Here is a 20,995-nt window from a genome sequence, read left to right as displayed (position 1 = left end):
GCACTGACAACGGACCCCCGGCAACCGGCACACGGCACACGGCACTGACAGTGGACTACCGGCGTCCGGCACACGGCGCCTCGGGACCGCCCGGGGAACCGGCCGCGCCCCGGCATCCGGCCCACCGGGCTTCGGGGCCAACCGGGGACACGCCCCGCACCCGGCTGTCGCACGTCCTGACCAGTCGGTCTCAGCACGCCTTCCGCGAGACGGAAGCGCCGTTGCGGCCCCGTGACGCCCTCCCCGACGATGCCACCACCACGAGACACGGGAGCCGCAAAGATGCCGCACACCACCGCCTTCGCCAGGAACCAGTGGTACGTCGTCGCCTACTCCGAGGAGGTGGGGCGGGAGTTGCTCGGGCGGACGGTCCTGGGCGAGCCGCTCGTCCTCTACCGCACCGAGGACGACGGGACGGCCGTCGCGCTGGCCGACCGGTGCGTGCACCGCCGCTTCCCGCTCTCGGAGAGCCGCCTCGACGGCGACAGGATCGTGTGCGGCTACCACGGCTTCACGTACGACACGACGGGCGCCTGCGTGTACGTGCCGGGCCAGAAGCGCATCCCGCGCACCGCCCGGGTCGCCGCCTACCCGCTGGTCGAGCAGGACTCCCTGGTCTGGGTCTGGATCGGCGACCCGGCCCTCGCCGACCCGCTGACGATCCCCCGGGCGACGCATCTCGCCGACCCGGACTGGGTCACCGTCCGCGGCATGGAGCCGATCGACGCCGACTACGGCCTCCTCGTCGACAACCTGCTCGACCTCTCCCACGAGACCTATCTGCACGGCGGCTACATCGGCACGCCCGAGGTGGCGGAGACACCCATCAGGACCGAGGTCGACGAGGGCGCCGGGATCGTCCGGGTCAGCCGGCACATGGACGACGCCGAGTGCCCGCCGTTCTACGCCCGTTCGACCGGCATCGAGGGCCGCATCACCCGCTGGCAGGACATCGAGTACCACGCGCCCTGCCTGTATCTGCTGCACAGCCGGATCGCTCCGGCCGGGGTGCTGCCAGATGCGGACGGCAGCGACCCGAACGGCTTCCACACCGAGATCACGTACGCGATCACGCCGTCGGGCGACGGTCACGTCTACGACTTCTGGGCGGTGTCCCGCGACTTCGCGCGTGACGACGACGAAGTCACCTCGTTCCTGCGGGACTTCAACCACAAGGTCGTCATGCAGGACGTGGACGCGCTCAACCTGCTCCAGCGGGCGCTGGGTTCGGAGCGGGCCGGCTACCAGGAACTCAGCATCAACATCGACACCGGCGGTCTCGCCGCCCGGCGCATCCTCGCCCGGCTGGTCGAGGAGGGCGACAAGCCCGTGGAGCGCGTCCAGTGACGTCCCCGGCCGGCGAGGTCTACCGCGTCGACTGGCTCCCCGGCACCGACCTGCTGCACGGCACCTGCCACTGCGGCGCCGAGCACACCTCCCAGGACCCCGTCGAGATGTGGGAGTGGATGCTCGCCCACCCCGAAGGACACACACTCACACTCCGAGGACACGGCTGATGACCCCGTACGAGACCGAACTCGTCGTCGCCCGGCGGGAGTCCGCGGCCGACGGCGTCCTCGCCCTGACGCTGCGCCGGGCGGACGGCGGAGAACTCCCCGCCTGGCAGCCGGGCGCCCACATCGACGTGGTGCTCGGCCCCGGACTGGAGCGGCAGTACTCCCTGTGCGGCGATCCGGCGGACCGGCACGGCTGGCGGATCGCGGTGCTGCGCGAGCAGGACGGGCGCGGCGGCTCCGACCACGTGCACACCCGGCTCGGCGAGGGGGACCGGGTGCGGGTCCGCGGCCCGCGCAACCACTTCGCCCTCGAACCCGCACCCCGCTACCGCTTCGTCGCCGGCGGAATCGGCATCACCCCGATCCTCCCGATGCTGGCCGCCGCCGGGACGGCGGGCGCCGAGTGGACCCTGCTGTACGGCGGCCGGACACGCGCGTCCATGGCGTTCACCGGCGAACTGGCCCGGTACGGCGACCGCGTCCGGATCGCCCCGCAGGACGAGTCGGGGCTGCTCGACCTCACCGCCGAACTCGCCGGTCCGCCCGACGGGACCCTCGTCTACTGCTGCGGGCCGGGTCCACTGCTGGACGCGGTGGAGGAGCTGTGCCCGGCCGCGCGACTGCGCGTCGAGCGCTTCCGGCCGAAGGTCCCGGAGGAGGCGGGCGCGGACGGTGCGTTCGAGGTCGTCCTGGAGCGCAGCGGCCGTACCCTGACCGTCCCCGCGGGCGTGTCCGTCCTGGACACCGTGCTGGCCGCCGGTGTCGAGGTGCTCCACTCCTGCATCGAGGGCACCTGCGGGACCTGCGAGACGGACGTCCTGGAGGGCGTCCCCGACCACCGCGACTCGGTCCTCACGGAGGAGGAGCGGGCGGCGGGCGAGACCATGCTCGTCTGCGTGTCCCGGTGTCGCGGGAAGCGGCTCGTGCTCGACCTGTGACGGGGAAGTACGCCTACACGCGGGCTGCCGCCGCGGGCAGCGGCGGCAGCGGAATCCGGCGCGACCGGTCGCCCGCGCGGGGCGCCCCGCGCTTCGCCGAGCCGCGGACCCCGGTGTACGGGCAGGCCCGGGCGGCGCGCGGGGCGTCCGCGAAGATCACGACAGATATGCCTCCACCTCACTGAACTGGGCGGCGGGCCAGCCGGTGTTGGCGGTCACGTGCAGCCGCAGGTACCGCAGATTCGTGCCGCTGGGCAGGCTCACGGTCACCGTGTTCCCGCTCGCGGGGTCGAAGCGGTAGTCCTGAGGCGCGACCACGGTCGCGTATGCGGAGCCGTCGGTGCTGCCCTGGACGGACAGGGTCTGGGTGCGCGCCTGCCAGGCCGCCGCCGGGGGCAGCTTCAGCACCGCCCGGCGGACGCCCTGCGCCGAGCCGAGGTCGACCGTCCAGCTCTGCGGAAAGGCGTTGTTGGCGGACTCCCAGTAGGTGGTGGCGTCACCGTCGACGGCCTTGCCCGGTGTGTAGACGTCCTGCGAGCCGCTCGCGGTGGCCGGGCGGCCCTTCGCGAGGTTGCGGGCCGGGTCGGGGTCCGGGTTCCCGGAGCCGGGCTGCGGCCAGGCGGAGCAGTTCGACCAGGTGCTGCTCCAGCCGGAGTTGCCGCCGCCGTCGGTGAGGGTGAAGGTGCCCGAGCCGCTCGGGTAGGGGCAGTTGTAGATCCCCGCCGCGCCGACCCCGGACGCCCGTACGTTGCTGAACCGGGCCGCGCCGGGCGTCTCGGCCTGGACCACGACCGTGCCGACCTTGCTCACCGTGGCACCGTCCACCGTGATGTTCCTGGTGGCGAGGCCCCGGCCGCCGCCCGAGACGAACTCGAAGGCGCTGTAGGGGCTGTCGGTGATGGTGGTCCCCGTGATGTCGACACGCGCCTCGATCGCGCTGTCGTAGGCGTCGACGCGCAGCGCGCCCATCGGGTGGCCCCAGTTGGGGTTCATCGCACCGGTGCGCACGAGGGTGTTCCCGGAGACCGTGATGGTTCCGGCGAGCGGGGAGAAGGGGTCGAGGAACTTCTGGTTGGAGATCGCGATGCCGCTGCCGAGGGCGTTGGTGTCGGAGACGAGATTGTTCTTCACGGCGATGTCGGTGCCGCCGTAGACGGCGATGCCGTTGGCGAGGTTCGGCTGGGTGACGGTGTTGTTCTCGAAGCTGCTGTCGGTGTCCGGCGCGTTGAGGGACCACATGGCGAGCGCGTCGTCGCCGTTGTTGCGCAGGAAGTTGTTGCGGACGCGGACGCCGCGCGCGTTCCCGTTGAGGTTGAGGCCGTCGGCCGTGGTGTCGAGGATGCGGTTGTTCTCGACGACGAGGTTGTCGTTGTTGCCGGTCAGCCAGAGGCCGACCTTCAGGTGCTGGATCCACATCCCGGAGACGCCGGAGTTCGGCCCGAGCGAGCCGTTGACGAAGTTGTCCGGGGTGGAGTCGACGCGCTCGGTGACCTCGCCGACGACCGCGAAGTCCTTGATGCGGACGTTTCCGGAGGAGCCGGTCTGGTCGATGAAGCGCGAGGTGTGGACGACGGAGTGCCAGTTGCCGGCGCCCTGGAGGGTGACGTTCGCGACGCCGCTGAGGGAGGACGTGACGCGGTAGTCGCCCGGCGGGATCCAGACGACTCCGCCCCGGGCGGCGGAGATCGCGTCCCGGAAGGCCTGGGTCGAGTCGCCCTGGCCGCCGGGGTCGGCGCCCTTGTCGGTGACGGACACCGATCCCGCGGGCCGGCCGGCGGCGGCGGCCACCTGCTCGAAGTCGGCGACGTCCACGGTGACCTGGGTGGAGACGGCCTGGAGGGCGACCTTGTCGCCGGCGGCCACGTCGCGGCCGAGGAGCAGCCGGGCGTTGTCGTAGAAGTGGTGGGTCCTGGCGCCCGCGATCCAGGAGGTGTCGACGTAGGAGTACTTGGAGGTGACGGTGAGCGGCTTGGCGAGCTTGGTGCCGTTGACGTAGACGTCGAGGGTGCCGGACTGGCCGTCGGGCACGCTGTAGGCGACGTTCACGGCGTTGGCGGCGCGCGGCACGGTGAACTCGACGCGCTGCCCCGTGGCCAGGCGGACGGCCTGGCGCCCGGACGCCTCGGAGGCGAGGGTCCCCTGGGTGTAATCGGGGCCGATCCGGGTGCCGGTGGAGGTGGCGGACTCGGCCTCGACCGAGGTGAAGGGCAGGTCGGCGCCTGCGGCGGAGGCCGCCGGATGCGCCGGTCCGGCGCCGAGCAGGCCGGCGGCGAGGGCGACGGCGACGGCCGCCGTGGTCGACACGCGCCTGACAGGTCTGGACATGGCTGATCCCTTTCGTGGTGGGGGGGTGCCGGGACAGCGGGGTGGTGCGGCGGCCGGGCCGCGGTGTCAGGCGCGCAGCCAGGCCGCCGTGTCGCGGGGCAGGCGCCCGTCGGTGTCCAGGGCGCCGCTGGCGAGCAGCAACTCGCCGTGCGGGGGGAGTCGGGCCGGTCGGTCCGAGAGGTTGACCACGCAGAGCGTGTCGTCGCCGCGGGCGAAGGCGAGGACGCCGTCGGGTGCGGGCAGCCAGGTGAGCGGGCCGTCGCCGAGGCCGGGCCGGGTGCGGCGGACGCGGAGCGCCTCGCGGTAGAGACTCAGCATGGAGTCGGGGTCCCGGGCCTGGCGGTCGGCCGCGTACGCGGGCCAGTTCGCGGGCTGCGGGAGCCAGGGGTCCCCGCCGAACCCGGCGTGCGGCGCGTCGGCGAGCCACGGCAGCGGCACGCGGCAGCCGTCGCGGCCGGGGTCGGTCCCGCCGGAGCGGTGGTGCATCGGGTCCTGGATGTGCTCGCGCGGTATCTCGGCCTCGGGCAGGCCGAGTTCCTCGCCCTGGTAGACGTAGACGGCGCCGGGAAGGGCCAGGGAGAGCAGGGCGGCGGCACGGGCGCGCCGGCTGCCGAGGGCGAGGTCGGTGGGCGTGCCGAAGGCTTTGGCCGTGAAGTCGAAGCCGGTGTCCGCGCGGCCGTAGCGGGTCACCGTGCGGGTCACGTCGTGGTTGCACAGCACCCAGGTGGCGGGCGCGCCGACCGGTGCGTGCTCGGCGAGGGTCTCGTCGATCGAGGTGCGCAGCCGCCCGGCGTCCCAGGGGCAGGACAGGAAGGAGAAGTTGAAGGCGGTGTGCAGTTCGTCGGGGCGCAGGTAGCGGGCGAAGCGTTCGGTGTCGGGCAGCCACACCTCGCCGACGAAGATGCCGTCGTACGCGTCGGCGACGGCCCGCCACGAGCGGTAGATGTCGTGGAGTTCGTCGCGGTCGACGTACGGGTGCGGATCGCGGCCCTCGACGAAGTCGGGCAGCTCCGGGTCCTTGGCGAGCAGCGCCGCCGAGTCGATCCGGACGCCCGCCACACCGCGCTCGAACCAGAAGCGCAGCACGTCCTCGTGCTCCTGCCGGACGGCCGGGTGTGCCCAGTTGAGGTCGGGCTGCTCAGGGGTGAACAGGTGGAGGTACCAGTCGCCGTCGGGCAGCCGGGTCCACACGGGTTCGGCGGAGCCCGCGAACTGCGACGGCCAGTCGTTGGGCGGGAGTTCACCGTGCTCGCCGCGTCCGGGCCGGAAGTGGAACAGCTCCCGCTCCGGGCTGCCGGGTCCCGCCGCGAGGGCGGCGCGGAACCAGGGGTGCTGGTCGGAGACGTGGTTGGGCACGATGTCGACGAGGGTGCGGATACCCAGTTCGCGGGCTTCCGCGATGAGTTTCTCGGCGTCCGCGAGGGTGCCGAAGGCGGGGTCGATGACCCGGTAGTCGGCGACGTCGTAGCCGCCGTCGGCCAGGGGTGACAGGTACCAGGGGTTGAACCAGAGGGCGTCCACGCCGAGTTCGGCGAGGTACGGGAGTCTGGCGCGGACGCCCGCGAGGTCGCCGGTGCCGTCGCCGTCGCCGTCCGCGAAGCTGCGGACGTACACCTGGTAGATGACGGCGGAGCGCCACCACTCGTCCTGCGTGCGGGCAGGGGAAGGCTGTCCCACTGTGCCTACCTTTCTGTGAAGCCGTACGGGGGGTGGCGTCAGCCCTTGGTGCTGCCCGCGCTGATACCGGCGATGATGTGCCGCTGGAACACCAGGAACATCAGGACCATGGGGATGCTGGCGATCACCATGGAGGCGATGAGGACGGTCAGCGGGATGTTCTGCGAGAGCTGGACGAGGGCCACGCTGATGGGCTGCTTGTCGGTGTCGGAGAAGACCATCAGCGGCCAGAGGAAGTCCTGCCAGACCGCCACCAGCGCGAAGATCGACACGACGCCCAGCACCGGCCGGGACATGGGCAGCACGATCGACCACAGGGTGCGCAGCCGGCCCGCGCCGTCGATCTCGGCGGCCTCCAGGACGTCGCGCGGGATCTGGTCGAAGAAGCGCTTGAGCAGATAGAGGTTGAAGGCGTTGGCCACGGCGGGCAGCCAGATGCCGAGCGGGTCGTTGAGCAGGCTGGTGTGGATCAGCGGCAGGTCGGCGACCGTGAGGTACTTCGGTACGACCAGGGCCTGGGCCGGGACCATCAGGGTGGCGAGGATGCCGCCGAGGATCACGTTGCCGAAGGCCGGCTTCAGCTTGGACAGCGCGTAGGCGGCGGCCGTGCAGAACACGAGCTGGAGGATCCAGGCGCCGGTCGCCTGGACGACCGTGTTCCACAGGTGCGTGGGCAGGTCCATCAGGTCCCAGGCGTCGGTGTACCCGGTCAGGCTCCAGTGCTCGGGCACGAGGGTCGGCGGGGTGCGCACCACCTCGTCCGGCGACTTCATCGCGCCGGACACCATCCAGTACACGGGGAAGAGGAAGGCGACCGCGAACAGCAGGACCACGCCGGTGAAGACGGTCCAGTAGACGGCCCGGCCGCGGGGGCGGGCGAGGGTGAGGGGCGAGACCAGCGTGCGGGTGCTCATGAGTCCTCGCCTCCCGAGCGGGTCAGCCTCAGATACACGGCGGAGAACACGGCGAGCAGGACGAGCAGCATCACGCTGAGCGCGCAGGCGCCGCCGAAGTCGTTGTAGAGGAAGGCGTACTTGTAGATCAGGTACAGCACGGTGACGGTCGCGTTCTCGGGGCCGCCGCCCGTGATCACGAAGGGTTCGGTGAAGATCTGCATCGTGGCGATGATCTGCAGCAGCATCAGCATGAGGATGATGAAGCGGGTCTGCGGGATCGTCACGTGCCGGACGCGCTGGAGCAGATTGGCGCCGTCGAGTTCGGCGGCCTCGTACAGCTCTCCCGGGATGCCCTGGAGCGCGGCCAGGTAGATCAGGACGGTGCCGCCCATGTTGGCCCAGGTGGCGACGATCACGAGGGAGACGAGCGCGGTGTCGGCGCCGTTGGACCAGTTCGAGGTCGGCAGGTGCAGGAAGCGCAGCGCCTCGTTGGCGAGGCCCGCCCCGGGGTCGTAGAACCACTTCCACAGGAGCGCGCTGACCACGGGCGGGATCATCACCGGCAGGTAGACGACGACCCTGAAGAAGGCTTTGGCGTGCCGGAGTTCGTTGAGGACCAGCGCCATCACGAAGGGGACGGCGAAGCCGATGAGCAGGGCGAGCAGGGTGAAGGTGAGGGTGTTGCGCCAGGCGGCCGAGAACTCCGGGTCGTGGAAGACCCGGGTGAAGTTGGCGGTGCCGACCCACTCGGCGCCGGCTCCCGGGGTGTACTTCTGGAAGGCGATCACGACGGCGCGGACCGCCGGGTACCAGGAGAACAGCGCGAAGCAGAGCAGCCCGCCGGTCAGGAAGGCGTAAGCGCGCGACTGGTCGGCCAGGCGCCGGCGCCACGGACTCCCCGTCCGGCGCCCGGCCGGCCGCGCCGCCTCCGGCACGCCGGTGGCGGCCGGAGGCGGGACGAGGGGCTTCGATGCGGTCTTCATGTACGGGGTCAGCCTCGGGCCAGGATGGAGTCGATCTTGCCGGAGGCGTCCTTGAGCAGCTTGTCGATGTCGGCGTCCTTCTTGGTGAGCACCGCGGAGACGGCGCCGTCCAGGACGGAGTAGATCTGCTGGGCCTGCGGCGGCTCGATCTTCATCTCCAGGCTCTGGTTGCCGTCGAGGAACGCCTGGTAGTTCTCCACCGGCACATTGGCGTTGGCCTTCTTGACCTCCTGGTCCTTGGCGTCTGCGGCGCCGGTGAACAGCCGCGGCTCGGGCAGGCCGACCGGGGCGTCGTTCTTCTTGGCGCGGGCGTAGTCGCCGAGGAAGCCGTCGCCGGGCGTCAGGAACATGTGGTCGAGCCACTTGAGGCCGGCCTTGATCTGCGCCGGGGTGTCCTTCTTGTTGAACATGTAGCCGTCGCCGCCGATGAGCGTGCCCTTGCCGCCGGGCATCGGGGCGAGCGCCAAGTCCTTGTAGTTGCCGCCCTTCTCCTTCACCAGGATCGGGATGTTGTCCGGCGCGGAGAGGTACATGCCGAGCTTGCCCGAACCCATCAGCTGCTGGACGTCGTTGATGACGAGGAGCTGCTTGCTGCCCATGGAGTCGTCGCTCCAGCGCATGTCCTTGAGGTTCTGCAGGACGGCCTTGCCCTCGGGGGTGTCGACGGTGGCCTTCTTGCCGTCCTCGCTGACCACGTTCCCGCCCTGGGAGTACATCTCGGCGGTGAAGTGCCAGCCGCCCTGGTTCTGGGCGCTGTAGTCGGCGTAGCCCACGGTGCCGTCGCCGAGCCCGGCTATCCTCTTGGCGGCGGCGCGCAGTTCCTCCCAGGTCGCCGGGGGCTTGTCGGGGTCGAGGCCCGCCTTCTCGAAGAGCTTCCTGTTGTAGATGAGGCCCATCGAGTAGCCGGTGCGCGGGATGCCGTAGACCTTGCCGTCGACGGTGTAGATGTCGCGCAGCTGCTGCTGGATGGTGTCGTAGCTCTTGAGGTCCTTCACGTACGGCGTCAGGTCGGCGGCCTGGTTGATGTCGACGACGTGCCGGGCGTCGGTGAAGTACGTGTAGAAGACGTCCTCCATCTGACCGCCGGCGAGTTTGGCGTCGAAGGTCTTGGGGTCCTGGCACGGGAAGGCGTCATGGGCGACGACGTCGATGTCCGGGTTCTGCTTCTCGAAGGCCTTGATGTCGGCCTCGAAGAACGAGCGGTCGACCTTGGCGCTCTTGGGCGGCATGCAGTTGACCGTGATGCGGGTCTTGCCGCCCGCGGCGTTGTCGTCGTCGGAACCGCAGGCGCTCACGGCGGTGAGCGTGAGGGCCGAGGCCACGAGTGCGGTACAGGTACGGCGGAACCCGGTGCTTCTCATCGGTGGACCCCTTTGGGCAGGCGCATGGAAGGCCCACGGCGGCACACCGGGCGGTGCGCGGCCGTGTCTGGCGCCGCAAACTCAAGCACCACCGACATCGGTCCGCAATATGTCGCGCAGAATCTGTAATTATTTGACAGCGACGTGGATCTCCGTGGCGTCACGCTTGCACGAAAGAGCCCCAGGCCGGTGCGGCGTTTGCGCTGCGGGGCGCACCGGCGCCGTCGGACACCGCACGGCCGCGGGCGCGGGACGCCGGCCCGCTTCCGCGGGGCGGACAGGCGCGCTCCGCGCCGGTGGAGATGTCGCGTCCGGGTGGCCGACCGAGTCACCGTCGGTACGGGACCGGCCCTTGGCACTCCCCGTCACTCACGGGGTGACCGCGCGTCGGCCCCCGGGTCAGTCCCGGGTCACTCCGGGCCGGCCGCACGGCGAGGGTCTTCGCGTCGGTCGCAAGCCGGTCCCACCGGGGGCCTCCGCGTCGTTCGCGAGCCGTCCCACCGTGGGCTTCCGCGTCGTTCACCGGCCCTCCGTACGGCGGGAACCGGGTTCTCCCCGTCAGTCGCGCGGCGGCTGCGCGGTCGACCCGCGAACCACCAGCTCCGGTTCGAACAGCAGCTCCTCGGCGGGGACGGAGCTGCCGCCGATCTGGGCGTTCAGCAGCTCGACGGCCGCGCGCCCCATGGCCTCGATGGGCTGGCGCACGGTGGTCAGCGGAGGCTCGGTGCAGTTCATGAACGCGGAGTCGTCGTAGCCGACGACCGAGACCTGCGAGGGGACGGCGAGTCCCTTGCGGCGCGCGGCCCGCACCGCACCCAGCGCGAGCGGGTCGCTGGCGCAGATGATGCCGGTGACCCCCCGGTCCAGCAGCCGCGCGGCCGCCGCCTGCCCGCCCTCCAGGGAGAACATCGCGCGGGCGATGTGCTCGTCGGGCAGGTCGGCGCCGAACGCGCGGGCCGCCGCCAGCTTGCGCTGCGAGGGCATGTGGTCGGCGGGGCCCAGCACCAGGCCGATCCGCTCGTGCCCCAGTGAGGCCAGGTGGCGCCAGGCCTGCTCGGTGGCGACGGCGTCGTCGCACGAGACGCCGGGGAAGCCGAGGTGCTCGATGGACGCGTTGACCAGGACGACCGGGATCTTGCGGTCGGCGAGCCGGCGGTAGTGGTCGTGCGGCGCGTCGGCCTGCGCGTAGAGACCGCCCGCGAAGACGACGCCGGACACCTGCTGCTGGAGCAGCAGCTCGACGTAGTCGGCCTCGGAGACGCCGCCCTTGGTCTGCGTGCACAGGACCGGCGTGAGGCCGAGCTGCGCGAGGGCCCCGCCGATGACCTCGGCGAACGCCGGGAAGATCGGGTTCTGGAGTTCGGGCAGGACGAGGCCCACCAGCCGCGCCCGCTCCCCGCGCAGCTGCGTGGGGCGCTCGTAGCCGAGCACGTCGAGCGCGGAGAGCACCGCCTGCCGGGTGGCGTCGGAGACTCCCGGCTTGCCGTTGAGCACCCGGCTGACCGTCGCCTCGCTGACCCCGACCTTCTTCGCCACCTGAGCAAGTCGTCGCGTCATGCGCGCAAGAATAGCGCAAGCCATGCAAACGACTTGCGCTGCTCCGTGAAGTCGTTCGCACCCCGGCCGGGGTGCGGTCTCCCCTTCGCCGAACGGCTTGCGTCGGCCCTTCGGGCGGCTTGCGTCGGGCCGGCCGGGGCTGCCGATCCGGCATCGCGCACAGGCGTGCGGTCACCGGCGGGCGGGCCGCGCGTCCGGTGGGAGTCGGGCTCGTCCGACTGGCCTCCGCCATACCTGAGTGGCGGATCATCACCGCCCGGAGGGCCGTCTCGTCGGGGAGCGCTCACGCAGGTCGCCGATCGGCGGGAGCGGCGGGAGCGGCGGGAGCGGCGGGAGCATGAACGAACGAGACGGCGTCACTATCGAGGAAGCGGTGCGCGCCATGGCACGTCCGCGCTGCACCCCTCACCGAACAGCGGAACAGGGGCGGGCGCCGCTAGACGACCCGCAGGTGCGCGGCTCCGTGGCGGGCCGGGCGGGTCCTGTGCGGGGCGGACGGCGGGCGGCGCGTCTCGCGCAGGACGAGGGTCATCCGCGTATAGCCCATGCCCTGAAGGGTCTTGGGGGTCTCGCCGATGATCCGACAGTCGGTGCGGCCCCAGCGCGGGTCGGGGTGCACGAGCGGACGCACGGCGCCGTCCTGCTCCACGCCCTCCGGGCCCACCGCGCGGATCCAGTGCGGCAGCCCCTGCCGGTAGGCGGCCTCCATGAGGGGGTCCTGGGCGATGTCCCGGCGGATCGACTGCAGGCCGCGGTCCTGGCCGTGCCGCTCCACGGCGGCCGCGAAGTGCGCCAGCATCGGCAGGCACCAGCTCGACTCGTGCTCGCCGAGCACCGTGCCCGCGTCGGGGTGGAACAGGACGAACCGCAGGAAGTTGTCGCCCGGCATGGCCGTCGGATGCGGGCCGACCCCGCGGAAAAGTGTCTCGAACGCGGCGTTGGACAGGACGACGTCCCACCGGTGGTCGAACACGACCGACGGGTAGGGGAGCGCCTCGAGCAGCGTGGCGTAGTCCTGGAGATACGCCTGAGCCTCGAGACTCTCGGGGACGGGCCGCGGCTGTGACCGCTGCCCTCCTGCCTGGTACGCCATCGGGAGGTCACCCCTCTTGCCTATGCGGCCTTCACGCGGCGCCCTGATCCTGGTGCCCTGACCGGAGTCGTGTCAACTATCGTGGCATTTGGCGCCTGTTGACGGCTGAATCTCGCCACAGTTGTGGCGAGACCTGGATGCGGGTTCGAACATGCGGCTACTCTCCGGTTGGTTCCTGAGTATCTTGTGAGAGACCTGAGAGAGACGTAGGAGAACTGTCGGTGACGGATGGCTTCGAGGTTCCGGGCGCCACGGCGACGGTTCTGCTGCCGGCCGTCGTGGCCCGGGTCACCGCACTCGCCGACCGGCTCGGCGTACCGCACGGCGAGATCTTCGACGTGCGCCGGCTGTCGGCCGAGTCCGGCGTCTCCGAACCGGTGGTCAAGGCGCTGCTGAGCGGCCGGCCCGCCGGGGAGCCCGATCTTCAGACGCGCTTCCTCCAGCGCTTCGACCTGCTGCGCCGCACCCGCCTCAAGCCCAACGGACGCAAGTACACCCAGCAGGAGATCGCCGACGGCGCCGGGATGTCGCGCCAGCAGGCGGGAGCCCTGATCAACGGCGACCGGCGCCCCACGATGGAGCACTGCGACGCGATCCAACGCTTCTTCCGCGTGCACGCCGGATTCCTGACGGCCGAGGACCCCGAGGCGCTCGCGAGCGCCCTCCAGCGCTGCGAGCAGGAACTCCTCCAGCAGCTCGCCGACCGTGAGCGGGCGGCGGCCCTCGCGGCCGACGACCCGCTGGAGCGCCTGCTGCAGGACCACGGTGTCCGCGGTATCGCCTGGCGGGCCGCACAGCTGCCCACGGACCAGCACCGGGACAAGGTCGCGGAATGGCTGGACATGCTCCTGGAAAGCGTCAAGCGGCCCGAGTCGTGATCCGGGGGACGAGAGTGGGCATTGGCAGGGAGATGCGCCGCCTGTGCGGCGAGCTGGTCGCGGAACTCTCACTCCCGGCCCCGGCGGAGCCCGCCGATCTGTACGCCGCCCTGTGCGGTGCGATGAGCCGGCGCCGCGGCCGGCCCGTCCAGTACCGCACGGCCGCCTTCCCGCCCGGCACCGCCAGCGGACTGTGGCTCGACATGGCCGACCAGGACCTCGTCGTCATCGAGCAACGCACCGCCCCCGACCACCAGTTGGTGATCCTCGGGCACGAGCTGTGGCACATGAAGGCCGGGCACTGCAGCCACCACGTCGAGGGCGCCGCCGTCGCGGCCCGGCTGCTCTCGGACGAGGCGGACCTCCAGGACACGGTGCTCAAGGTGGCCGCCCGCACGCGGTTCGACCTCGGCGACGAGAAGGACGCCGAGAGCTTCGGCCTGCTGCTCGCCAGCAAGTGCCGCCGCTGGCTAGCCGGTTCGGCCCTGCGCGGTCCCGTGCGGCGCGACGACCTGGCGGGCCGCATCGAGGCCTCGCTGGGCTGCCGCGGGCCACACGCCTGACCGCACCGGAAGACGCCGACGCCCGTGGACGCATCCAGCTACTACATCCCCGCCGTCGCCATGGGCCTCGCCCTCGCCCTGAAGGCGCCCGCCCTGCTGCGCGGCTGGCGCGACCCGCTGCTGCGGTCGGTGGGCGTGCTCCTCGCACTGGCCGCACTGGTCTTCCTGTTCGCCGCGCCGCCGACCATCGCCGAGGTCAACGAGATCACCGGCGTGGCGAACGTCTCGGCGCCGCTCGTCTACTGCCTGCTGAGCGCGTTCAGCGCCTCCTGTCTCGTGCTGATCGTCAACTGGCGTGGCGGGCCGGCCGAGTCGACCCGCCGTGTCTCCCGGCGCTGGACCGGCGGCTACACACTGGTGAGCGTCGCCCTCGTCGTCCTGTTCGCGCTCGGGGACACCCCCGAGGAGCGGCTGCGGGACTTCGACACCTACTACGCGAACACGCCCTTCGTCCGCGAGATGATCGTGCTCTACCTGGTGGCGCTGACCGTCGCGGGCGTCGCGATGAACGTCATGTGCTGGCGCTGGGCGCTCCAGGTGCACGGCTGGCTGCGGGCCGGGCTGGTCACGATCGCCGCGGGCTTCCTGTGCAACGTGCCGTACGCGGCCGCCAAGCTGACCGCCGTGGTCGCCCGCTGGAACGGCGGCGACCTGGACTCCCTGAGCACGTACGTGGCGCCGGCGCTGGCCTCCCTCGGGGCGCAGCTGAGCGCGGTCGGCTTCTGCCTGCCGCTGGCGGGGCGGCGCGTCGGGGACGTGTGGGGCACCTGGTCGACGTACCGGCGGCTCGGGCCGCTGTGGCGCGAGCTGAACGCGGTGGCGGCGGGCGGGGACCGGGCGGTGCGGATCGCCTGGTGGTCCCCCGCCGAACTCCAGGTCACGCAGCGGGAGTCCGACATCCACGACGGCATGCTCGGTCTGTACCCCTACTTCGACCCCGAGGTGCGTTCCCGCGCCCACGCGGCGGCCCTCGCGGCGGGCGCGGAGGCCGCGCAGGCACGGGCCGAGGCCGACGCGGCGATGGTGACGGCGGCCGTGCGGGCCCGGGCGGCCGACCCGGAGGGCAGGGTCATCAGCTCGGCCGCGACCGGCGGCGCCGAGCCGACGGCCGGCGGCGCCGAGGGCCCCCGCGACCTGGTACGGATGTCCGTCGCGCTGCGCCGCTCCCCCGTCGTCGCCGCCGCCCGGGAGCGGGCCGCGGCGAAACCGGACCCGGACCCCCGCGAGCGGGCCCGCCGGGGTCTGCCGCCCGGATGAGGCCGACTGCGACCGGCGGTCCGTCCCGGCCGACCCGAACGGGATCCGGCACGGACCGTGACCGGCGGTCCGTCCCGGCCGTCCAGAACGAGGTCCGGCGCGGACCATGACCGGCGGTCCGTCCCGGCCGACTCGAACGGGGTCCGGGGCGTGCGGCCGGCGGTCCCGGCTCGCGCGGGGACGGGAACCGGCGGCTCAGGTCGCGCTGCGTTCGCTCGCGTCCTTGAGGCCGCGTTCCACCAAGCGGTTGCGGGCCGTGTCGGGGTGGCCCGCGGCGCTGCCGGGACGGCCCGCGCGCAGCAGGTCCCGCCAGTGCTCACGGCTCCAGTCGGCCGGCCGGGTCGTGCCGGTGAACTCCTCGACGAGGGAGACGAAGCGTGCGGGATCGCTGTGGAAGGGGAAGTGGCCGGCGCCCTCGAAGATCTCCAGGCGGCTGCCCGGCATCGCCTCGTGCGCGCCGTACGCGTGCCGCACCGGTACGACGCCGTCCCGGTCGCCCCACAGCAGCAACGTCGGCATGCCCTCGGTCAGATAGCAGCGGTCGAGCATGGTGACCGCCTGCCCGCGCCAGTCGACCACGGCACGCAGTGTGCGGATGAAGGCGCTGCGGGAGGTCGCGTCGGGCAGCGCGTCCACGAGCGTCAGCAACTCGCGCGCGTCCTGGCCCAAATCGGTGTCGAGCACCTTCATCAGCTGCGCGAACAGGCCCACTTGGAGGCGCATGCCGGGCAGCCGCAGCGCGGCGAGCGCGAGATGGGCGCCCGGCAGGGAGACCGCCCGCAGTACGGGGTTCACCTCCCGGCCGACCCCGCCCGCGCTGACCAGGATCAGCCGTTCGGTGCGCTCGGGGAACTGGTAGGCGAACTGCATGGCCACCCCGCCGCCCAGCGAGTGCCCCATCAGGGTGGCGGACTCGATGTCGAGCGAGGTGAGCAGGTCCCGCAGGCCGTTCGCGTACGCGGCCACCGAGTAGTCGGCCCGCGGCTTGTCCGAGGAGCCGTGGCCGAGCAGGTCGGGGGCGACGACCGTGTGGGTGCGCGCGAGGTCGGGGATCAGCTCCGTCCACGTCGCCGACGAGTCTCCGATGCCGTGGATCAGGACGAGCGCCGGACCCTGTCCCGCCAGCCGGTAGGCGCGGCGGTAGCCGTGCACGACCTTGTGGCGCAGTCTCAGGTCCGCGTCGCCCACCGAGCGCAGCCGATGGCTGCGGCGCGGGCGGCGGGGCGGTACGTCGGCCACGGCTCGCCTCCCGTTCTCCGGGACCGTCCGGCGGTCGGCCCCCAGCTCCGCTCTCCAGCCTAGGACCCCTGTAAGACAGGGGATTTCAAGGAGGTTTCACCTCCGCTAAGCGGGCGAACCTCCGCCGACGCCGGGGGGATTGTCAGTGGTGGACGGCAAGCTTGAGTCACGTACCGCTTCGACAAGCCGACCCGGGGAGAGCCGTCCGATGCCGACCGCCGTACTGACCGACCACGAGCGCGCCGCCGTGCAGGCCTATCTGCGCCTCCTCCAGACCGTCCGCGCCGCCTTCGACGGCCCGGCGAGCGGGCGGCGCCCACCCGTGGTGCCGCCGTCCGCGCTGGCCGAGGCGGAGCGCGCGCTGGCGGCCGCCGGACTCGCGGGCAACGAGGAGGAGTTCTTCCGCCTGCTGCACAGCTGGTGCCCGGAGCCCGGATGAGGACCGGCCCGCCCCGAAGCGTCCGGGGGCGTCGCGGGATGCCGGTGCCGTCGTACGGCGCGGGCGTGGCCGAGGCGGAGACACCGGGGGCGGGCCGCCGGGACGGGCCGTCGGCGCCGGGACGGCATCGGCGCCTGGCACCGGCGTCGCACCTCTTCTGATGCGGCGCGGAGCACCGACGGCGGGACGCTACGCGTGCGGCGCCAAGTACCGACGGCAGGGCGCTCCGGGTGGGCCACGGAGCCGCCGGCGCGCCGCTACGGGTGCGGCACGGTGAACGACGTCGCCAGATGGCCTCCCTGGACCGTCCAGCGCCCCTCGAAGGCGCCGACGCGTACACCGCCCACGAGCGGGCCCGGCACGAGGAGTTCGGCGCGCAGACGGCCGGAGCGGGCCTCCGTCACGGGAGTGGCCGGATCCGGGCGGATGTCGATGTCGGCCTGCGAGAAGTCCAGCCACCGGCCGGTCAGGGGGAACCACGCCTTGTAGACCGACTCCTTGGCGCTGAACAGCAGCCGGTCCCAGTGGACGGCGGGGGTGGCCGACGCCAGCCGGCGCAGCCGCTCCAGCTCCGCGGGCAGGGCGACGGCGCCGAGGACGCCCTCGGGCAGCTCCAGATGGGGCTCGGCGTCGATGCCGAGGGAGGCCAGGTCGGTGACGCGGACCAGTGCGGCGGCGCTGTAGTCGTCGCAGTGCGTCATGCTGCCGGTGAGACCTTCCGGCCACCGGGGGGCTCCGCGCTCGCCGGTCAGGACGGCCTGCGGAGGCACCCCGAGCTTCGCCATGGCGCGGCGGGCGCAGGCGCGTACCGCGGTGAACTCGCGGCGCCGCTTGGGCACCGCGCGCGCTATCAGCGCCTCCTCCCCGGGGTACAGCTCGGTGTGCCCGGACCCGTCGTCACCGTGCGCCTCCACGGCCACGACCGACTCCGGGAGCAGCTCCTCGATCACCTGCTCCGACCTCCATCGGCAGAATGCGGCGCAGCACGGCGGGGGGTCCCTGGCGCGTGCTCCACTCGCGGGGATAGCCCACCGACACCTCCTCGAAGCGGACGCCCTGGTGCCAGGTGGTCCGGGGGATGTGCAGGTGGCCGTAGACCATGACGGTCGTGCGGAATCTGTGGTGCCAGTCGGCCGTCAGCCGGGTGCCGCACCACATCGCGAACTCGGGGTGGTGCAGGACGTCGGTCGGGTGCCGGTCCAGCGGGTAGTGGTTGACCAGTACCGTCGGCAGGTCCTCGGGCAGTTCCGCGAGCCTGCGCTCGGTCTCGGCTACGCGGGCCCGGCACCAGGCGTCGGCGCTCGGGTACGGGTCGGGGTGCAGGACGTACTCGTCGGTGCACACGATGCCGGTCGACTCTGCGTAGGCCATGCCCTCCGCCTTGGTCGCGCAGCCCGGCGGCAGGAACGAGTAGTCGTAGAGCAGGAAGAGCGGCGCGACGGCCACGGGCCCGCCCGGGCCCTCCCACACCGGATAGGGGTCCTCGGGGGTGACGACGCCGAGTTCGCGGCAGAGGGCGACGAGGTGCTCGTAGCGGGCCACGCCGTGCAGGGTGACGGTGTCCTTCGGGTGGGTCCACAGCTCGTGGTTGCCGGGCGTCCAGATGACCTTGCGGAAGCGTCCGGCGAGAGTTTCGAGGGTCCAGCGGATGTCGGCCACGGTCTCCGCGACGTCACCGGCCACCAGCAGCCAGTCGTCGTCGGTCGTGGGGCGCATCCCCTCGATCAGGGCGCGGTTCTCGCGGTAGCCGACGTGGAGGTCGCTGATGGCCAGCAGGTGCCCGGGACGGCCGGCCGTCAACTCCACACCCGCTCCCTCCGCGAACCGAATCGGGAACACAACAGCACAGTCTCCCCGGCGGCGACAAGGGCGGCTCGACCAGGTCACGAGTCCGGCGCGGGGCGGGCCGCGCGGGCGCCGGGCCAATCCGTAACACGCCCGTAGCGCCAGAGGGGTCGCGCGCCCCCTATGATCGGGCCAACACGGCTGCCACGAACCGACCTTCTTTCGGTGTCGGCGGCTCGGTGTACCTCCCTCCCCCCTGGCCGGGCACGGCCTGCTTCGCCGTGCCCGCGAACCGTGAAAGGCGGCCTGCATGGTCTCTCGCGTACGCGTCTGGCTCAACCGCACGTACGCGGAGAACGTGTTCTTCATGGATCAGCTGCGGTGCAATCCGCACGACCGGCCGGTCGAGATCCATGCCACGCACGGTGACGCCGACTCCCCCGTCCTGGCGGCGGCCGACACCGCCGCCCTGGAACCGGAGGGCCTCTCCCGGGCCGCGTACGTGGAGTACGCCCTGGACCAGTGCGCGCGGCACGGCATCGACGTCTTCGTGCCCGTGCTGCACCAGGCGGCGATCGTGGAGCACCGCGCGGAATTCGCGGCGCTCGGGACGGCTCTGCTCGCGCCGCCGGCCGAGGCCGTGGCCGTCTTCCACGACAAGGTGACGGCGTACGAGGCGCTGCGGGCGCAGGGCGTGCCGGTGCCCCCGTGGTGGCGGGTGCGGACGGCGGAGGAACTCCTCGCGGCGGTCGAGGCGCTGGAGACCGACGGCCACAAGGCGTGCTTCAAGCCGGCCTCCGGAGCCGGCGGGGTGGGCTTCCGCAAGATCACTCGCGCGCCCTTCTCGCTGACGCACCTCACCGGGTTCCCCAGCCCGTACATGCCGCTGGACCTGGTCGTGGAGGCGGTGCGGCGGGCCGAGGAGCCGGTCGACTGGCTGGTGATGCCGGTCCTGGAGCAGCCCGAGGTGTCCGTGGACTGCCTCACCGGTCCCGACGGCCGGGTGCGGATGGCGGTGGGCCGTACGAAGAACGGCCGGCGCCGCGGCTTCACGCTGCACCCGTCGTGGATCGAACCGGCGCGGCGGATCGCGGAGGCGTTCGACCTGCACTACCTGACGAACATTCAGTTCCGGATGCTCGGGGACGAGCCCGTCCTCATGGACGTCAACACCCGCCCGGCGGGCGGACTGCACCAGCTCGCCCTGTGCGGCATCAACGCGCCCTACGCGGCAGTGCAGTTGGCGCTCGGCGAGGACCCGGGCGAGCTGGTTCCCGCGCGGCTGGGTCAGGACTACACCGTGGTGGCGGGGCCGCGTCCACTGCGCCCGGTCTCCCTGCCGTCGCAGCGGACGGAGATCCCTGCACCGGCACTGCCCGCGGTGCCCTCGCCGGCGTCACCGGCGGCCGTCGAGGACGCCACCACCGGCGCGGCGACGACGGCCGGCGCGTCCGCCTGACGCGGTGACCTCGCGCGTCCCCGGATCGGTCACGCGGTCCGGGACGGGGGGACCCCACGCGCCGTTCACCCCGCACTTGAGCACGTTCCCCACGCCGCGCGACCGGCACGTCCGGATGCCGGTCGCCCGCGTCGGGCCTTCGCCGCGTTGGGCGGACACGCATGCGGCTTCCGCCGTCGCCCTTCCCACCTGCCGACTATGATTTCGGCTTCGGGCTCCGCATCCCTGGAGAAGACGCATGAGCGATGTCAGCAGCGGCACCGGCGTAGTCGTCGTGAACAGGGCGATGTCGCTGGACGGGTTCATCGCCGGTCCCGGCCACGCGATGGACTGGATCGGCGAGCACCTGACTGCGGACACGTTCCCGGAGGTCATGGCGGCCACGGGCGCCATGCTCGTCGGCCGGGGCACGTACGAGGTCGCCAAGGGCATGGCCGCCGAGGACACCTCCTACGACGGGGGAGCGCAGTTCGTCCTCACTCACGAACCTCCCGCCGAGCCGGACCCCACCGTCACCTTCCTCACCTGCGACATCGAGGAAGCCCTTGCCACGGCACGCGGCGCCGCGGGCGGCAAGAACGTCGAGATCCTCGGTGCCGACGTGGCCGCCCAGTGCCTCCAGCGGGGGCTGGTCGACGAGATCCTGGTGTACGTCCTGCCGGTGCTGCTCGGCGACGGTGTCCGCTTCTCGCCCCCCAGCCGCGACGAGGTCCACCGGATCGATCTGGAGCCTCTGTCCAACACCCGGTCGGGCGCCGTCACGATGCTCCGCTTCCGCGTACGGAAGTAGCCGCGGCAGTCGGCCGCCGGCAGTCGGCAGTCGGCACCGGCACGCGCGGACACCCCGACCCGGTTCGGGCCGGACCTCGGCGACGTCTGCCGTGCGTCGCGTGACGCACCTCGTGCCTCGGCCGCGGTCGTTCGACAAGTCGGGCCCATCCCCTCCCCTCACGCTCCGGCCGAACCCGGCGCGTCGGTTCCGCACACCGGTCTGGACCAATTCGCGCCGAACCCTTGACAGCCGCATT

General features: G+C 72.2%; 20 protein-coding genes. 9 read left to right on the top strand and 11 right to left on the bottom strand.

Annotation, left to right across the window (positions count from 1 at the left end):
- The first annotated feature begins 282 nt into the window (after window positions 1-282).
- From ACWGIS_RS11050 to ACWGIS_RS11040, 3 genes are read left to right on the top strand one after another with little or no spacing between them, the layout of a single operon-like run.
- A complete protein-coding gene (locus ACWGIS_RS11050; protein ID WP_453362097.1) occupies window positions 283-1,347 on the top strand; it encodes an aromatic ring-hydroxylating dioxygenase subunit alpha in 1,065 nt (354 codons plus the stop codon).
- On the top strand, window positions 1,344-1,517 hold the full coding sequence (locus tag ACWGIS_RS11045) for a hypothetical protein (RefSeq protein ID WP_453362096.1): 174 nt from the start codon (window positions 1,344-1,346) through the stop codon (window positions 1,515-1,517). Before ACWGIS_RS11050 ends, ACWGIS_RS11045 begins: the two co-directional genes overlap by 4 nt.
- Window positions 1,517-2,455, top strand: a complete 939-nt coding sequence (locus ACWGIS_RS11040; RefSeq protein WP_453362095.1) for a PDR/VanB family oxidoreductase — start codon at window positions 1,517-1,519, stop codon at window positions 2,453-2,455. Before ACWGIS_RS11045 ends, ACWGIS_RS11040 begins: the two co-directional genes overlap by 1 nt.
- 13 nt (window positions 2,456-2,468) lie before the next feature.
- Here the strand turns inward: ACWGIS_RS11040 and ACWGIS_RS11035 are convergent, their stop codons facing one another.
- The 8 genes from ACWGIS_RS11035 to ACWGIS_RS11000 all read right to left on the bottom strand — a co-directional run bounded on the left by ACWGIS_RS11035 (window position 2,469) and on the right by ACWGIS_RS11000 (window position 12,347).
- Window positions 2,469-2,615: a hypothetical protein gene (locus ACWGIS_RS11035; protein WP_453362094.1), complete on the bottom strand. Its 147-nt coding sequence runs from the start codon at window positions 2,613-2,615 to the stop codon at window positions 2,469-2,471.
- Window positions 2,612-4,780, bottom strand: coding sequence for a discoidin domain-containing protein (locus tag ACWGIS_RS11030; protein ID WP_453362093.1), 2,169 nt, complete (start codon window positions 4,778-4,780; stop codon window positions 2,612-2,614). The genes ACWGIS_RS11035 and ACWGIS_RS11030 overlap by 4 nt, the downstream gene beginning before the upstream one ends.
- Before the next feature lie 66 nt (window positions 4,781-4,846).
- Window positions 4,847-6,457 carry a glycoside hydrolase family 13 protein gene (locus tag ACWGIS_RS11025; protein WP_453362092.1) on the bottom strand — a complete coding sequence of 537 codons (1,611 nt, stop codon included), beginning with the start codon at window positions 6,455-6,457 and terminating at the stop codon, window positions 4,847-4,849.
- Between the two features lie 38 nt (window positions 6,458-6,495).
- Window positions 6,496-7,371 carry a carbohydrate ABC transporter permease gene (locus ACWGIS_RS11020; protein ID WP_453362091.1) on the bottom strand — a complete coding sequence of 292 codons (876 nt, stop codon included), beginning with the start codon at window positions 7,369-7,371 and terminating at the stop codon, window positions 6,496-6,498.
- Window positions 7,368-8,336, bottom strand: coding sequence for a carbohydrate ABC transporter permease (locus ACWGIS_RS11015; protein ID WP_453362090.1), 969 nt, complete (start codon window positions 8,334-8,336; stop codon window positions 7,368-7,370). The genes ACWGIS_RS11020 and ACWGIS_RS11015 overlap by 4 nt, the downstream gene beginning before the upstream one ends.
- An 8-nt stretch (window positions 8,337-8,344) precedes the next feature.
- Window positions 8,345-9,697, bottom strand: coding sequence for an ABC transporter substrate-binding protein (locus tag ACWGIS_RS11010; RefSeq protein ID WP_453362089.1), 1,353 nt, complete (start codon window positions 9,695-9,697; stop codon window positions 8,345-8,347).
- Window positions 9,698-10,255: 558 nt separating this feature from the next.
- Window positions 10,256-11,254 (bottom strand): LacI family DNA-binding transcriptional regulator, encoded by a 999-nt coding sequence (locus ACWGIS_RS11005; protein WP_355787902.1) that lies wholly within the window; start codon window positions 11,252-11,254, stop codon window positions 10,256-10,258.
- 436 nt (window positions 11,255-11,690) lie between these two features.
- Window positions 11,691-12,347: an MmyB family transcriptional regulator gene (locus tag ACWGIS_RS11000; RefSeq protein ID WP_453362088.1), complete on the bottom strand. Its 657-nt coding sequence runs from the start codon at window positions 12,345-12,347 to the stop codon at window positions 11,691-11,693.
- 221 nt (window positions 12,348-12,568) lie between these two features.
- Between ACWGIS_RS11000 and ACWGIS_RS10995 the strand changes: the two genes are divergently transcribed.
- From ACWGIS_RS10995 to ACWGIS_RS10985, 3 genes are read left to right on the top strand one after another with little or no spacing between them, the layout of a single operon-like run.
- Window positions 12,569-13,225 (top strand): helix-turn-helix domain-containing protein, encoded by a 657-nt coding sequence (locus ACWGIS_RS10995; RefSeq protein WP_453362087.1) that lies wholly within the window; start codon window positions 12,569-12,571, stop codon window positions 13,223-13,225.
- 32 nt (window positions 13,226-13,257) lie between these two features.
- Window positions 13,258-13,788 carry a toxin-antitoxin system, toxin component gene (locus ACWGIS_RS10990; RefSeq protein ID WP_453362218.1) on the top strand — a complete coding sequence of 177 codons (531 nt, stop codon included), beginning with the start codon at window positions 13,258-13,260 and terminating at the stop codon, window positions 13,786-13,788.
- A gap of 24 nt (window positions 13,789-13,812) precedes the next feature.
- Window positions 13,813-15,045 (top strand): MAB_1171c family putative transporter, encoded by a 1,233-nt coding sequence (locus ACWGIS_RS10985; protein ID WP_453362086.1) that lies wholly within the window; start codon window positions 13,813-13,815, stop codon window positions 15,043-15,045.
- Between the two features lie 195 nt (window positions 15,046-15,240).
- On the opposite strand, the gene ACWGIS_RS10980 is transcribed toward ACWGIS_RS10985, so the two are convergent.
- Window positions 15,241-16,284 carry an alpha/beta fold hydrolase gene (locus tag ACWGIS_RS10980; protein ID WP_453362085.1) on the bottom strand — a complete coding sequence of 348 codons (1,044 nt, stop codon included), beginning with the start codon at window positions 16,282-16,284 and terminating at the stop codon, window positions 15,241-15,243.
- Between the two features lie 208 nt (window positions 16,285-16,492).
- Here ACWGIS_RS10980 and ACWGIS_RS10975 point away from each other — a divergent pair, with 208 nt between their 5' ends.
- Window positions 16,493-16,723 (top strand): hypothetical protein, encoded by a 231-nt coding sequence (locus ACWGIS_RS10975; RefSeq protein WP_453362084.1) that lies wholly within the window; start codon window positions 16,493-16,495, stop codon window positions 16,721-16,723.
- Window positions 16,724-16,980: 257 nt separating this feature from the next.
- On the opposite strand, the gene ACWGIS_RS10970 is transcribed toward ACWGIS_RS10975, so the two are convergent.
- Both ACWGIS_RS10970 and ACWGIS_RS10965 read right to left on the bottom strand, forming a co-directional pair.
- A complete protein-coding gene (locus ACWGIS_RS10970; protein WP_453362083.1) occupies window positions 16,981-17,673 on the bottom strand; it encodes a 4'-phosphopantetheinyl transferase family protein in 693 nt (230 codons plus the stop codon).
- Complete coding sequence (locus ACWGIS_RS10965) at window positions 17,621-18,529, bottom strand: metallophosphoesterase family protein (protein WP_453362082.1); 909 nt, start codon at window positions 18,527-18,529, stop codon at window positions 17,621-17,623. The genes ACWGIS_RS10970 and ACWGIS_RS10965 overlap by 53 nt, the downstream gene beginning before the upstream one ends.
- 289 nt (window positions 18,530-18,818) lie before the next feature.
- On the opposite strand from ACWGIS_RS10965, the gene ACWGIS_RS10960 reads away from it, so the two are divergent.
- Window positions 18,819-19,967, top strand: coding sequence for an ATP-grasp domain-containing protein (locus tag ACWGIS_RS10960; protein WP_453362081.1), 1,149 nt, complete (start codon window positions 18,819-18,821; stop codon window positions 19,965-19,967).
- A gap of 238 nt (window positions 19,968-20,205) precedes the next feature.
- Complete coding sequence (locus ACWGIS_RS10955) at window positions 20,206-20,757, top strand: dihydrofolate reductase family protein (RefSeq protein WP_453362080.1); 552 nt, start codon at window positions 20,206-20,208, stop codon at window positions 20,755-20,757.
- Window positions 20,758-20,995: the final 238 nt, after the last annotated feature.

Source organism: Streptomyces sp. NPDC054842, from assembly GCF_053611025.1.
Note: the sequence above shows the minus strand (reverse complement) of the source record. Positions and strands in the feature narration are given on the sequence as shown.